Source organism: Mycoplasma sp. 'Moose RK' (assembly GCF_015708155.1).
Taxonomy (GTDB): domain Bacteria; phylum Bacillota_I; class Bacilli_A; order Mycoplasmatales; family Metamycoplasmataceae; genus Mesomycoplasma.
This window is the reverse complement of record NZ_JADDYD010000001.1, coordinates 1-14,314: the sequence shown is the minus strand read 5'-3', so window position 1 is coordinate 14,314 and position 14,314 is coordinate 1. Positions and strand designations below refer to the sequence as shown.

Here is a 14,314-nt window from a genome sequence, read left to right as displayed (position 1 = left end):
TTTTCATTTTTTTCTTAAAATATTGTGCTAGGGTGGTGAATAAAAGCTGCCCTAGCAGATTTGATTTTTTTCATTGTAAAATCGCAAAATCAATTAAAATTTTAAACATATGAAAAAAATTTTAATTGGATTTACTAATGAATCCTTTCGTTGCGGTTCAAATTTTATTCAAAATAAAAACTACAATGGAATGAATCATAAAATCGACTATCAAATTTTATCTAATTTTAAGTTTGTTCCAAAATTAATATCAAATTCAGAAAATAAGATTATTTGGGAGTGAATTGAGGGAAAACCAGTTGAGTTAAATACCGAAAGTCTTAAAAATATTGCAAATCAGTTAAGAAAAATTCACAATTCTAATCTAAATTTTCCACCTTCAAACCACGCTTCCCGAATTAAAAAATACTTAAAAATTTTATCTGAAAAGGGCATAAAAATTGAAATTATTAATAAATTTTATTCTTTTATTAATAAAGTGCTCAAAAATATGGACAAATCAACACCACTTCATAACGATTTATGGTTAATGAACATGGTTGAAAAAGATCGAAAAATTTATTTTTTAGATTGAGAATACGCGTCAAAAGGTGACAAATATTTTGATTTGGCATATTTTATTGAATCAGCTAAGCTGAACCAAGAGCAAGAAAAAAATTTTCTAGATTTTTATGGACCAGTCAATTATAAATATGTTTTAACCCATAAAATTTTAGTCCTTTATCTTATAATTTTATGGGTAAATGTGCAAGAAACTAAACATTTTGACGATAAACCATATAAAGATAAACTTGAAATTTTGCATTCGGAGTTAGCGAATTGAAGGGAATAGGATGAAATTTATTGATAAAATTTCAATTGAAGTCGAAGCAGGGAAAGGTGGTGATGGAATAATTTCATTTAGACGTGAAGCTCACGTCGACAAGGGTGGGCCAGATGGTGGAGACGGCGGTAACGGAGGATCAATTTTTTTTGTTGGCGACTCAGGAATCAACACTTTATTGCCATTTCACAAATATAAAAAAATAAGTGGTAATAATGGTGAAAACGGGAGATCAAAAAACCGTTTTGGTGCCAACGGCAAGGACCTTTTTATTAAGGTACCGCTTGGAACACAAGTTTTCAAGCAAAATACTTTGATTTGTGATGTAATTGATCAAAAAAAATATTTAATTGCTCAAGGAGGTCAAGGTGGACGAGGAAATTCACGTTTCAAAACTGCTAAAAATAAAGCACCACGAGTTTCTGAAAACGGCGACTTGGGCCAAAAATTGAACTTAAAATTGGAATTAAAAGTTATGGCTGATGTTGGTTTGATAGGAAAGCCAAATGCCGGAAAATCAACACTTTTATCATTAATTTCCAATTCAAAGCCTAAAATCGCAGACTATGAATTTACAACCTTAGTTCCACAATTGGGTCTTGTAAAATTTTATGAAAATTCTTTTGTTGTTGCCGACTTACCTGGATTAATTTCAGGAGCTAGCAAAGGAAAGGGCATGGGAATTGTTTTTCTAAAACATATTGAACGTTGTCGCGCAATTGTCCATGTAATTGATTTTGGCTCAAAATCGAAAAATCCTGTTAATGATTTTATCGAAATTAATTATGAGCTAAAGAATTTTAATGAAAATTTGGCGAATTTATGCCAAATTGTAATTGCGAATAAAAAAGATTTGCCAGATTACCAAGAAAATTTAGCCCATTTTCAAAAAAAATTCCCCAAAATTGAGCTGATTCAAGCTAGTTTTGCTGAAAATTCAAATTTTGAAATTGAAACTATTAAAAAACAAATGTTTGATTTGATTTCAAGAACTAAAATGAATTTAAACACTATTAATGTTGATCATGATTTTGTTGAATACAAATTAGAATCCCCGTATTTTATAGATAATAAGGTACCAGGAATTTTTGAAATCACAGGTGATTTAATCAAAAGTTTAATTCAAAAAATACCTTTAAATTCACAAGAAAACATTTTTAGATTCAATGCAAAAATTAAAAATATTGGTCTTTGAGACCAATTAATAAAAGCCGGAATTAGGTCCGGCGACCTTGTAAAAATTTACAATTTTGAGTTCCAATGGGACTAAAATAACATAAAATATAATTTTAAAAAGGAGACAAAAATGTATGAGGTAGATAAAAAACTTACAAAAAACAAAAAGAATAAGTCTAAAGAAAAACCAATAAAATGGTCTTTTGTTCAAAAAAAATCTATGGTTTCTTTTCTTTTTTTATATCATAAAGCAAGTAAATTACACTCTGAGAAAGAGAAAATTTTTGAATCACTAGGTTTAATTGACAAAACTCATGATTTACCGATTTCTTCAATTGAACGAGCGCTTTCTTTGTTAGAACCAAAGTACACAAAACTTTTAATTAAAGAGTTTATTGATAATGACCGTGAGTGAATCAAGAAATATTGGTCAAAATCAACTTATTACAAAAATATGCACAAAGCAATTGATCAATTTATCACAATTTTAAATTTGTAATTTATGCATTTAGAATTAGCGGCAACTGAAACACCAGAAATTCAAATAGCTAGAAATTACGGGCAAATTTCATTTAATTTTGCATCAACTGACCCACCAAATGGGATCAGACAGTTTGTTAAAATTGAAAGAGATCTAACAAGTGATCATTTTAACGTAATAGTTACAGTTTTTTCAAAAATAGCTGGGACTGTCAATGTTTTTGTGCAAATAAATAACATGCCTGCAAACGCACCTCAGGTTCTGAATTTGCTACCAGAAAAATTCAATCAGGCAGTTTTTTCCTTCGGCAGCCTTGATATCAAAAGTGATTCTAGGGAAACAGGAAAAAGCAGTTATAAAACGCAAACTGGCAAAAAACAGGGTACAAATTTCCAAAATATTAGCAATATTTTGGTTTATTTGACCAAAGAAAATGATCAAAAACCACTTCTTGATAATGTTGTTAAAATTCGCAATTTTACTGATGTGGTTAAGGAATATTCAATTCAAAATTCAGGAATCGGTTTTAAATTCTTAAAGTCAATCCGTATGGCGAATTTAGGCGCTGATGCCTCAATTGAATATTCAAAAACTTATGAACAAATTGAGGAAAATACAATTTATTTTTTTCCTTATAAATTTGATCAACTAAGTTATAACAAAAATGTTTTGAAGGTTGGTGTGGATTATGAAACCTTTATTTCTGGCAACCTTGACCGAAAAATCAACATTTCCGGTCTAAAATTGATCAATTTGCCAATTAAAACACCAAGTGATTTGGATTTGACTTTCCAATTTAGACCAAATATTTCTGATCCAAATTTCAAACCAGAAATTATTAACAAAAAATACATCATTGGCGATATTATAATAAAATCAAATACCTATTATGACGGCAATGCTCGTGCTGTTTTTAAGGGAAACTCACAACTTTCGCAGCAGGGTTTTGTTGTTCCTTACAATTTTTCAGGGACGCTAAATCCAAAAGTTCAGATGAATATAAACAATGATTATGAGCAAATAAGCGTTGGATTTGCACAGGAAATTCCGAGAAAATTGATTGACTATGATAAGAAAAGCGGAATTTATAAGTTGAAAATTATAAATTATTCAACACCCTTTATCAAATCAGAACAAATTCATCTTTCAAATCGTGATTTCAAATACATTGCCAGTAATTTTCTTACCATCGAGCAGCTAAGAAATCTTTCACCAACTAATTTCAAGGAAGATGACGAGCAAACTCTAGAGGATTAGCATGTCAATAATTGGCAAGATTGCTACTACTTTATTTGCGACTGCGATTGTTGCAGGCGCAGCTTATGGTGGACGATATTTATACAACACAAGACTTAATAAGCCAACACAAATTCCGAAAAACAATCTTAATTTCGAAATAAAAAGCGAAAGTGAATACAAGGAAAATGACGTTTTTCCTAATATTTATGCCAATGATTTTTATGACACTATTAAAGTGAAAAATGGTGAAGTTATTATTGACGAACTTTTAGTAGAGGCAATAATCAAAGAAATAATAGCAAAATTTCGTGTTGCCTTTGGGTCACTAAGTTTTCGCTATAGCATTGACAAAGCGAAAAAAACAATATTTATAGAATTTCTTTGGAAATACAAAAAAAATAAAATTAACCGCAATTACAAAATTATTCTTTACAAAGATAGTTAAAAATTACCATTTTAGTGCAAAAAGAGTATAATTATTTTAAGTTTTTATATCAAAATGCCAAAAATAATCGCTCACATTGACATTGATACTTTTTTTGTTTCATCAGAAATAAAATTGAATCCTAAATTTAAAGGACAGCCAATCGCAATTTCCTCAAAGCAGGAATACGCGATGGCTGTTTCTATTTCTAAGGAAGTTAAGGAAAAAGGTTTTAAAATTACTGATAAAATTTCTAGTATCAAAAATGCAATTCCAAATTTAATTGTAATTAAACCAAATTTAGATTATTACAGATTTTTATCTAATCAATTTTTTAATTTTCTTGCAAAAAAAATTACTAAAAAAATTGAAATTTATTCAATTGATGAGTGTTTTATTGATCTTTCTGAATTTTCCAAGAATTTCAATTCGGTTGAAAAAATGTTGCATTTTATAAAAAATGAAGTTCAAAAAGAACTAAAATTGCCAATTTCAATTGGCGCCTCTTATAACAAATTACTTGCAAAAATGGCAACAAATTTAGCAAAACAATTTGGGGGAAAAGTTTTGTTATTATCAAAAAGCGAAATTGAAACACTAATTTATCCACAAAAAATAAAAAATCTTTTTGGTATCGGAACTCAGAATGCTCAAAAACTTCAAAATGCAGGAATAATTACAGTTTCAGATTTTGTCAAAAAAGGTGTGAATTCACCAGAAATAATTAAAATTCTTGGTGCTAGCAGGCATTATTTTTTTCATTCACTTACAAATTTGGGAAACAATAAGATTGAAAATAGGACTCAAAATTTTAAAAGTGTCTCTCATTTTCGAACTTTTTTAATTAATGATGAGCTTACAAAGGCAAAAATATTGAATTTTATTTCAAAATTTTTGCCTAATTTAGTTCAAAAGTTAAACAAATATGAAAAAGCAACTAACAAAGTGGAAATTTTTTTTAAAACTAAAAATAATAAACTTTTTCGTTTTTTTACAGATTTAGTGGCTCCAACCAACAATTACGATTTTATTTTTTTAAATTTATCCATATTAGTGAACAAAATTAGAAAATTTTCTGAAATTCGTGGCTTTGGGATAATTTTGTCAAAAATTTCTGATTTTGACAAAAGCACATTAAAAACTAAGCCAAAAATTAAAGAAATTATTTCAGAAATTAATAAAAAATATGATCAAAAACAAATTTTTGTTTTAAAGAAACTTCAAAATTCTGATTTTTAAAGAATTTCTAAAAAATCTTAAATTATCAAGAAAGAAATTGAATTAAAAATGTCTTATTTTTTTGTATTTTAATAATGTAAGAAAAATATTCATTTTTTCACTAGTATAAATTATGGTAATAAATGTAATTAGCTCATGTTTTTGCTTTGTCAAAAATTGTCACATTTTTCAATATTATTTGAAAATAAAATTTAATATAATATTTAAAAAAATATTTACTATTTTATATATTAACAAGGTTATGTAGTTGTATATTGTTCTTTCAATTAATTTATATTGATATTTGTGATATTATATTTTTCAATGAAATTTAAAAATCAAATTTGATCTTGTTAAATCAAGGTAAAAATAGCAAAAATGTACTAAAAAATTTCTAGAAAAAAACTATTTTAATGGCATATCAACAATTCTTTTTAAAAATAGTAAATTAGAAATCAATAATAAAATTCAATTAATATTGATTTCTAATTCTTTCAAGATTTTTTTCGTATTTTTCCAAGTAGGCACTGGTGACCTGATCAAAAGTCCAACCTAAAAGTTTAATAAAACCAAGAAAAAATTCAAATAATTCTATTAAAATTTCTACTTTTTTTTCAAGTAAAAATTGTGATGACAAAATAAAAACCTGCTTAAATTGGGTATTTATATCAGCATTTGGTACAAATCTCATTTTAAAAATGTGTCCGGTTTTAAAATGAAGACAAGCTGAAACTAAAAAATGAATTGCATCAACAAATTCTTCAATTGTTTTTTCAAAATTAGATTTTTTATTTACTTTTCAGTATTTAAAACTCTCAATTTCATTAGCAAATTCAGCTATTTCAACTATTGCAGCAATAACTACTTTATCTTCTCACTGACAATCATTTTCACTAATTAGATTATTTCCGTAACTATATTCGGAAAATTTTGAGTCAAGAATTTTTTGTTTTTCAAAAATTAACTGTAAATTTAAATTCATTTTTTACTCAATTTTAAAAATAACTTCCATAAATTATACACTATTTTTAATTAATCAAAGGAAATTGTGTAACCTAAAAAAATTTGTGATTTAAGATCCTTTGAAAAAAGGGTCTTTTTTTTATCCAAAAACAAAATTAGGAGTGAATATGCAAAGAAATAATCTTGTAAATGTTTTGATTAAAAAAACACCACGTGGTGATTCGAAAAACTCTGATTTAATTCGAGATTTTAAAAAAGTTTATCAAAGCAAGAACTTTCTTGATTATTTAGCGCGCTTATCAGCAAATATTTGTTTGGATAGTGCAACTTTGCATGAAGCGTGATCATTACATGTTTATTATGAAGATCAAGAAGATGGATTTAAAAAATTTCTTAAAGGAATTTTAAAAGAACAAGAATTAAATCCGCAAAAATTTAAACCAAAACTTTTCCAAATTTTGGGCAAAGATAAAACTGCAATTGTTGATTTAAAAATTGCTAAAAAACAAATTGGTGAAGTTAAGCAAGACCAAGCAGTCTGGCCATACCTTGTTAGTTTTAAAGATTATCAACTGATAACAAAAAACAAACTGCTAAGTTTAGAGGATTATGCAAATTTTATTGCTCCCGAATTAATTAAATGACTTAAAAAAAACTTTTTAGATATTAACAATTTAAATATTTATGGTGGAGTACATTTCGACACCGCCCACCCTCACATCCAACTTTGAATTTCTGAAAAAAAGCCGAGTTTGAAGCATGACAAAACAGTTAGATTTGATAGAAGAGATAAATTTGATATTAATAGGCGCGATTTTGAACTTGAACTTGAAACCAAACTTTTACAAGGGTTTAAAAATAATAAACTTAAAGCTAACGAAGAAAAAAATGATGATAGTCAGAAAAATTTTGACAAACAAGTTTTAAATCTTCGTTCTTCAAAATTAGATTATTTTGAAGAACTTAAAAAATTTAAACTTGACAAAATTAAAGAAACCAAGGAAATGAAAATTGCTGGACTAACATTTGAAAACCAAGATTTATATTCAATTGTTGAAAAAGCACGAAAGGCAAAACTAATTACAAATTTAATGTTATCTACTTCGGAAATGACCGAAATCATCTCTAATTTGTCACGGGCTGAAAAAGAAATTTTATTTAATTCCAATTCGGCTAAATATTACAAATACTTACAACCAAATCAAAAAAAAATTATTGATGATATTTATGAACGGGTCTTGGATTCTGATTCGATTTTGAAATCGAAGAAAAAATATTTTGAAATAGTTTTAAACCAAGTTAAAAGTTTTACCAAAAGTGAAAACGAAGTTGTTGCTAATAAAGCAAAAAATATTTCGAGAAAAGAAGAAAAAAACTTATTTTTATCAAGTAGAAATTTTATTTTAAAAGAAATAAGGAATTTTTATGGTCTAGATAATAAAAAAACACACAAATCAAGACGAAGTCAAAAATATGTTCAACCAAAATACGATCCATTAATTTTTTATGTTTTTAAAAAGTGAAAATATAAACTAACAAGATAAGGAATTAAAAATGTCAGTAAATTCAAAAGAAATTAAAAAATATGATATTGATTTCATCAAAAATGAACTTAATTATTTAAAAAAACACCATAATAAAAAATTTACAAAAACTTATGAAATTTATAAATATAAATTTGGTAATCCAGAAAATTATGGTGAATATCCAAGCGCTTTTGCTGAGTTTTTAGCAAAAAATGAAAATAATGCCTTTTTTCACTTTCAGACCCAAGAATCAATTTTTACTAGTTACTCAATTTTAAATCAAAAGTTATTTTTCCCAAGTAAAAAAAAAGAAGTAGAAAGATTAGATAGTAAAACAATTCAAAAATGAATTAATAGATTAGGCTCCAGTAATTGTGATTTTGATGGTAGTTGCGAAAGTAAATGAATTAGTTTAGATCAGTATCAAGAGCAAATTTATTACAAAGAACAAGATATCGATAATCTAAATGATAAATATGCTGAATTTGATTTTAATATGCCCGAAAAAGAAATGGATGAAACTACTAAAAAAGCCCTTGAAGAATATTTTGAAGCATCAGAAAAAATTATTGATTATTACGATGTAAATTTAGAAAATGAAGAAAAAATCTTAAAAAATAAATGAATCAAAATTCAAAACGGTATTCTTGATTTTGAATTTGGTGAATATGCCAAAAATGATGCCGAGTGTTTGGAAAAAATTTTGTTAAGTAATGAAAAAATTATCAAAGGTCATATTGATACTGTCTATTCGGCATTTTCGCGTCTTGAACCTTTATCTAATTTTAATTTAGTCGACAACATTATCCAAAAGAACTGAAAAGATTATCCAAACTTTTTTGAATTTAATAACGGGGAATACGGATTTGAAAAACTAGCAACTGATGTCATTACTGGAAAATTAAAAACAAATGAAACAGAAATTTTGGGTTTTAGATCAGAAACCGATACTTTAAGCCAAGTTCAAAAAGAAACTAAAAAATTAAAAATGAAAATGTAAAAATGAAAATGTAAAAATGAAAATTAAAATCAAAAAATTACCAAAATGGGCTCAATATTTAGTTATTGGCTTAATTTCCTATTTAATTTCTTTTGGATTTACTTTTTTTATATGACCCTTTTTGTTAAAATACGATATTTCAAACATTTTTAAAACTTTTTCTAATCAAATTCAAGATAGTTTGAGAATGGTTTTTATTATCTCGGCAAGTTTTTTAATCCAAATTATCGTTTTTCCAATAGTTTGATTTTTTACTAATTTATCAAATAATAAATATTCAAGTGAACTTAATAGCGATTTTGTTTTTTATGATGAAGTCGAAAAAAAAGGTTCAAAAGGTAAATTCGAAAAACTATTTTTAGCAACTGACCAAAAACAAGAAGCAGGTTGGGTTATTAAAACTAGTTTAGTTGAAACGAAAAATAAGGAAATTAAATATTACATCTTGGCTAACTCTCACGCGTTCATTTTAGGCGACACAAGGTCCGGGAAAACACAAAAATTTATCATTCCAACGATAAAGTATAACATTCATATTGAAAATCCTGATTTACGGCCGAATTTAATGATTGTAGACCCAAAAGGCGAATTATTTACATCTTTAAGCCAGGAAATGGAACAGCAAGGATATGAAGTTGTACTTTTAGACTTCCAAAATTTAGGTAAAAGTCGTGGAATAAATTTTTTAGCACCAATTTGGGATAAATTTCATGAACCATACCAAAATGAAGCCGAAAAACTGCAAAATTATGATATTGCGTCTAATTGATTGGAAAAAGTAATCGAATCTGTTAACGAATGAGATACTGATGGGAAAAATAACTTTTGATCTTCACAGGCGAAAAATATTCTTTATGCTGTTGGCTGATACCTACTTTTATATTCTAATTTGGATAAGACTTTCACGCGGGAAAAATATGTTTTTTCTAATTTTGTCTATTTCTTATCGTTTGAAACTTTTACAGGCGGAGCATGAATTGAAGTCTGCAAACACACACAAGATAAATTATTATTTACTTTTTGCCAAGAAAAAATTACTCCGCTTGTGAACACAAATCCAGAAACTTTAACCTCAATTTTGGTAAACGCTTACGGAGCAGTTTCGAAATTCAACTCACTTGGTCTAAAAATGTTTTCTTCAAAAGATGAAACCAATTTTGATAATTTAGTCCAGCAATCAGACATTGATTTTAAAGATAAATTTAATGATAAGATCAAACCTTTTGCAGTTTTTATAACATTCCAATTAGACAGCAATATCGGTCAATTAATGATACCTTCAATTATAAATAATTGCTATTCTTCTTTAATCACAATTGCAAGTTCTAAACCAAATCGGAAAAATTTTCGCCCTTTCCTATTTTTAGGAGACGAATTCGGAAACCTACCAAAAATATGACAAATGGCAACGAAAATGTCTACTGCTGCATCTTATGGAATCTATTTTGGTCTAGTTTTGCAAAATATTCAACAATTAGAAAAATACGGAAAAGAGTCTGATACTATTCTTTCCAATTCGGCACTAAAAATTTATTTTAGATCTAATGATTTGAAAAGTTTAGAAGCTTTTGCAAAATTTGCAGGGAAAAAGCCAGTAATAAAAAAATCTTATTCAAATTCTGAAAAAAAAGATAAATCCGAATCAGTTTCGGAACAACTAATAGAAGAGGATATTGTAACTGTTAATAAATTAGCCCAAATGCCCCCTGACGAATCTTGAATCTTTATAACTGGTCTAAAACCGATTCATATCAGATCTGATTTTGCTTATCAAATTTGGCAAAATCCGCAAAAAAGTTTGGAAAGCTTCTATTTTGATAAAAAAAGCAATTTTGATTTTGAGTTTATTGAGTTTAATTTCGAAAACAGTTCTAAACTTTTAAACCCTGATTTTCAAGAACAAGAGAATGAAAAAAGAAAGGAAAAATGAGAAAACGATAACAAACGAAAAGAAAAAATACAAAATTTAATTTTAAAAAGAAAAACAAAATTAGGTGAAAAAAAAGATGAAAAAGGAGATTTAGATAAAAGCAAAGAACTAATTCTAGAAAAATATTTAGAAAAAAATAAACAAAATAACTTATTGCAAAAGGAAATAATCAAATTAGTTAGAGAAACGGAGTTAGCTCAACAAAAAAAACAAAAAGAAACTGATAGTGTGCTTTTGGAAAATTTAAATGCTTATATTAATCAAAATCAAAACAAAATTCAAAATTTATATAAAGAAATAAAAATAAAAAAAGAGCCAATTAAGGCTCAAAAACAAAATTTATAATAGAAAGGTGCCCGATATGGACATAAGTAATTATATCATTAAAACCAAAAAAATCAAAAAAAAAGTAAGAAAAATTTTTTGTTCTAACTCATCTTACCTTTTTTACGTTTTTTGGACTATTAGAGATTTTTGATTTAAAAAGAAAGGGGAAAAATGTAGATTTTTAGAAATTAAGCAAATTTTGGAAAAATTACAAACAAATTTTGTGTCTTATAAATGGAATATGAAAACTATTTATAAAGTTGTAAATTATTTAATTCACGAAAATATTATTGAAGCTCAAATAATTAGCAATAAATTAATAATCACTACTGTTCTGGACTTAAAAAAATACTATATTCCTAAAAGAATTCTAGAATTAAGTTCGCTATCGAGAACATTAGTTTCAGCAAATTATTTAAGAATTTATCAGTATTTAAAGAACTTGGCAATTAGCAATTTTAAATCTAGCAAAAATGCAAATGAAATTTTTGAAAGCGAAAATTCTTATGCTTATTTTCAAAATTTAAAATTAGATAAAGAAACAATAATTGCTGGTCTTAAGTGAATTAGAAAAAATAATTTATTAATTGAATTTGAAAATAAAACAATTTCAAAAGAATTTATTAATCATATAAATTTAGATAAAAATAAGTTTTTTAAGGGAATCAAATACCAAAAAGAGTTAATTACTATTAAACTTAAAAATATTGAAAAAGTTTTATATCGGCAAATTGATCAAAAAGTAGTTTCTTTTTATTCAAAAGTTAAATTTATTTGAGAAGTTCAAAAAACGGTTATTAAAAAAATCAAGAAATTTTTTGAGTATTTTATTAAGAAACCTTGTTATTTATTGAGAAAAGTAAAATCTGGCTGAATTTATTCTGCCTGTTGGTGCAAAAACAACGGTATTCACTGAGAAATAAACCGCGAGGTGCCAAAATATAAGTCTTTTTATCGGGATAAAAATTTAATTATACGGCGGCAAGGCCAAAGATCTTTTTATAAGTTATTTAATAAATTAAAACACTTTCAAAATTCTTGGTTCTTCAAATTTAAAATTATGCACTAAAAAATGAAAAATCGCCGCGACCTAAGAATTTTTTTAACTTGTCTCCAAAAATCGACTTATATATACTTTAGAAAAACTATAAATAGTTTTAATATACAAAATAAAAGGAATATAAATGAAAATTAAAAAAGAAAATAATTTAAATATTTTGCAAGAAAAATTGAAAATTTTACAAGAATCAGATACTGATACTTTAAAAGAATTAAAAAAATTACTTTTATCTGAATTAGAAGCTGAAATCTTAACACGTAAACAACAAATTGAACTTATAGATAAGCTTATTAAAAATAATGAAAAAACAAAATAAAGGAGATTTAAAATGGATTTAATTAGTCTTTTTCAAGAAAATGGCCTTGAAACGATAAAAAGCACAGTTGACAATATTTCTTCAAACACACTTAATTTTTTAACAATTATTTTTGGCTCTTTAGTCGGACTTATAGGCGCGGCAATGATTGTGTTTGTTATTACTTTACTCTTGCAAGCCAAATTCGCGGGACTTGAAAAAAAACAACAGATTTACAAACGACTAAAAACAGGAATTGTCATCATTGGGGTAATTGTAATTTTGCTAATTGCTGGCACAGCAATTACTGCAACATTTAAAAATTTATGGAGTAGTTTTGGTAATGGACTCAAAAAAATCGCAGCTCCAAGCGCAACTCAGGCAATAATCGAAGAAATTCAGAAGTTTAAGTTTTAATAATTTAAGGTAAAAAAATGTTTGGTTGACTGATTAATCAGATTGCTTATGGATTTTTCGCGGCGGGTTGATATATATTCTGCTGGTTTCCTTTAGTAATAATTAAAGTTATTACTACTTTATTTGGGTCAATTAATTTTAGCTTACTAAAAGGAATTTTTTTTGGCCAAGAAGGGTTTGAAATTAACAAAATCCCAGTTTCTTTCTGAATTTTTGTTGGTTTATCTGCTGGAGCGCTAATTTTTTTGATTTTATATCGGCTTTTAAAAGGGTTGTTTTATGGTAAGGACAGTCAAGGAAGAACGAGTGAAGGGGAAGTTAAAAACATAATTTTAAAAACAATTTCAGCAATTTTCTTTCCAATTCTGTTTGTTGCATTTCTGTTTATCATTTTAATTGGTGCAAATATCACAATTATGGCGATTAAATCTAGTCTGAATTACAATTACGATTTAAATGTTTCGTTAATTCGCGGTGCCAGCGGTGATTTAAATTTAAAGCCAGAACAAATTACAATTTTGTCAAAAGGCAATGTGATAGATTTTGAAATTTATCAAAATTGGTCATGAGGGCAAGGGCCAAAACTAATTTTGTTAGTATTATTATCAAGTTTGACGATCGCCTGACTTTTAGGAACAACGCTTACAAGTTTAGTTGCGAACATCGCCCAAATGTTTTACCAACTTATTTTGTTACCCGTTTTTTCAATTTCACAAATTAGCGATGACGGAAAACTTTTTAAAAAATATTTAAATGGTTTTTGGCGAAATTTTGAGTAGTAATTATTTACCAAGTCGCTTTTTATTTTTCTTTGTTTGAACAGAATATTCAGTTAACGCTTGAGATTTTATCAAAACTAATGATACGGATTACGGCGGAATTGCGAATTGAATATTAAGTTTTGTTTTTTCTTTAATAATGATTTTAGGCGGCGGATTCGCAATTAAAACAATTTCGCAAGAATTCGCAGGTTACTTTGGCGGTGAAGGGTTTGTCAGAAGCCAACAAGAATGAGCACATAAAACTGCATTAGGAGTATCAGCGACTGCCGGGACTTTTAGCAGCTGCTCCTGCTTTTGGAAGAAAACAATATCGCAAATTTGCTAAGCTCACAGGTTATTATGATTCTGAAAAAGCACAAATTAAAGATGATTATCGCGCGGGGCGCATTACCAATACGCAAAAGAAATTACGACTTAATGAATTAGCAAATAAAAAAGCACAATTAGGACAAACTTTTCGCCAAGGTTGAGAAAAATCGAGAAGCGAAGGAAAAGGGTTTATCCGTTCCGCCTGAGAAGGTAAAGAGGCATTTAAAGAAAGCAAAGATATGGGGATTATTGAAGGTAAAGGTTATACAATCTCAAAAAATCTTTCTAAATTTGCTGATTGAAGAGCCAAAAGAGCTGAGAAAAAAACTGTTGATACAACATTA

15 protein-coding genes are annotated in these 14,314 nt (G+C 27.3%); 14 read left to right on the top strand and 1 reads right to left on the bottom strand.

What is annotated here, in order from left to right; translation table 4 throughout:
• The first annotated feature begins 109 nt into the window (after positions 1-109).
• Genes IM807_RS00075 through IM807_RS00050 form a run of 6 tightly spaced genes read left to right on the top strand, consistent with a single transcriptional unit; the run spans position 110 to position 5,382 of the window.
• A complete protein-coding gene (locus tag IM807_RS00075) occupies positions 110-832 on the top strand; it encodes a phosphotransferase (protein ID WP_196362556.1) in 723 nt (240 codons plus the stop codon).
• A 1-nt stretch (position 833) separates the two neighbouring features.
• Positions 834-2,093 carry a GTPase ObgE gene (obgE, locus tag IM807_RS00070; protein ID WP_196362555.1) on the top strand — a complete coding sequence of 420 codons (1,260 nt, stop codon included), beginning with the start codon at positions 834-836 and terminating at the stop codon, positions 2,091-2,093.
• A 36-nt stretch (positions 2,094-2,129) separates the two neighbouring features.
• The gene (locus tag IM807_RS00065) at positions 2,130-2,498 is read left to right on the top strand and encodes an MG284/MPN403 family protein (RefSeq protein ID WP_196362554.1); all 369 of its coding nucleotides are present in this window, start codon (positions 2,130-2,132) and stop codon (positions 2,496-2,498) included.
• A 3-nt stretch (positions 2,499-2,501) separates the two neighbouring features.
• Positions 2,502-3,737 carry an MHO_1580 family protein gene (locus IM807_RS00060; protein ID WP_196362553.1) on the top strand — a complete coding sequence of 412 codons (1,236 nt, stop codon included), beginning with the start codon at positions 2,502-2,504 and terminating at the stop codon, positions 3,735-3,737.
• 1 nt (position 3,738) lies between these two features.
• Entirely contained in the window at positions 3,739-4,164 is a 426-nt protein-coding gene (locus IM807_RS00055) for an MHO_1590 family protein (RefSeq protein WP_196362552.1), read from the top strand.
• 54 nt (positions 4,165-4,218) lie between these two features.
• Positions 4,219-5,382: a DNA polymerase IV gene (locus tag IM807_RS00050; protein ID WP_196362551.1), complete on the top strand. Its 1,164-nt coding sequence runs from the start codon at positions 4,219-4,221 to the stop codon at positions 5,380-5,382.
• 451 nt (positions 5,383-5,833) lie between these two features.
• On the opposite strand, the gene IM807_RS00045 is transcribed toward IM807_RS00050, so the two are convergent.
• On the bottom strand, positions 5,834-6,343 hold the full coding sequence (locus IM807_RS00045) for a dUTP diphosphatase (protein ID WP_196362550.1): 510 nt from the start codon (positions 6,341-6,343) through the stop codon (positions 5,834-5,836).
• A gap of 148 nt (positions 6,344-6,491) precedes the next feature.
• On the opposite strand from IM807_RS00045, the gene IM807_RS00040 reads away from it, so the two are divergent.
• The 8 genes from IM807_RS00040 to IM807_RS00005 all read left to right on the top strand — a co-directional run bounded on the left by IM807_RS00040 (position 6,492) and on the right by IM807_RS00005 (position 13,986).
• On the top strand, positions 6,492-7,868 hold the full coding sequence (locus tag IM807_RS00040; protein WP_196362549.1) for a hypothetical protein: 1,377 nt from the start codon (positions 6,492-6,494) through the stop codon (positions 7,866-7,868).
• A 10-nt stretch (positions 7,869-7,878) separates the two neighbouring features.
• Positions 7,879-8,850, top strand: a complete 972-nt coding sequence (locus IM807_RS00035; RefSeq protein WP_230861137.1) for a hypothetical protein — start codon at positions 7,879-7,881, stop codon at positions 8,848-8,850.
• A gap of 16 nt (positions 8,851-8,866) precedes the next feature.
• On the top strand, positions 8,867-11,125 hold the full coding sequence (locus tag IM807_RS04060) for a type IV secretory system conjugative DNA transfer family protein (RefSeq protein WP_196362548.1): 2,259 nt from the start codon (positions 8,867-8,869) through the stop codon (positions 11,123-11,125).
• 223 nt (positions 11,126-11,348) lie between these two features.
• Positions 11,349-12,176 carry a hypothetical protein gene (locus IM807_RS00025; RefSeq protein ID WP_230861136.1) on the top strand — a complete coding sequence of 276 codons (828 nt, stop codon included), beginning with the start codon at positions 11,349-11,351 and terminating at the stop codon, positions 12,174-12,176.
• Between the two features lie 115 nt (positions 12,177-12,291).
• The gene (locus tag IM807_RS00020) at positions 12,292-12,483 is read left to right on the top strand and encodes a hypothetical protein (protein ID WP_196362547.1); all 192 of its coding nucleotides are present in this window, start codon (positions 12,292-12,294) and stop codon (positions 12,481-12,483) included.
• A gap of 12 nt (positions 12,484-12,495) precedes the next feature.
• Positions 12,496-12,879, top strand: a complete 384-nt coding sequence (locus IM807_RS00015; RefSeq protein WP_196362546.1) for a hypothetical protein — start codon at positions 12,496-12,498, stop codon at positions 12,877-12,879.
• A gap of 17 nt (positions 12,880-12,896) precedes the next feature.
• Positions 12,897-13,658 carry an Mbov_0396 family ICE element transmembrane protein gene (locus IM807_RS00010; protein WP_196362545.1) on the top strand — a complete coding sequence of 254 codons (762 nt, stop codon included), beginning with the start codon at positions 12,897-12,899 and terminating at the stop codon, positions 13,656-13,658.
• Positions 13,633-13,986, top strand: coding sequence for a hypothetical protein (locus IM807_RS00005; protein WP_196362544.1), 354 nt, complete (start codon positions 13,633-13,635; stop codon positions 13,984-13,986). The genes IM807_RS00010 and IM807_RS00005 overlap by 26 nt, the downstream gene beginning before the upstream one ends.
• Positions 13,987-14,314: the final 328 nt, after the last annotated feature.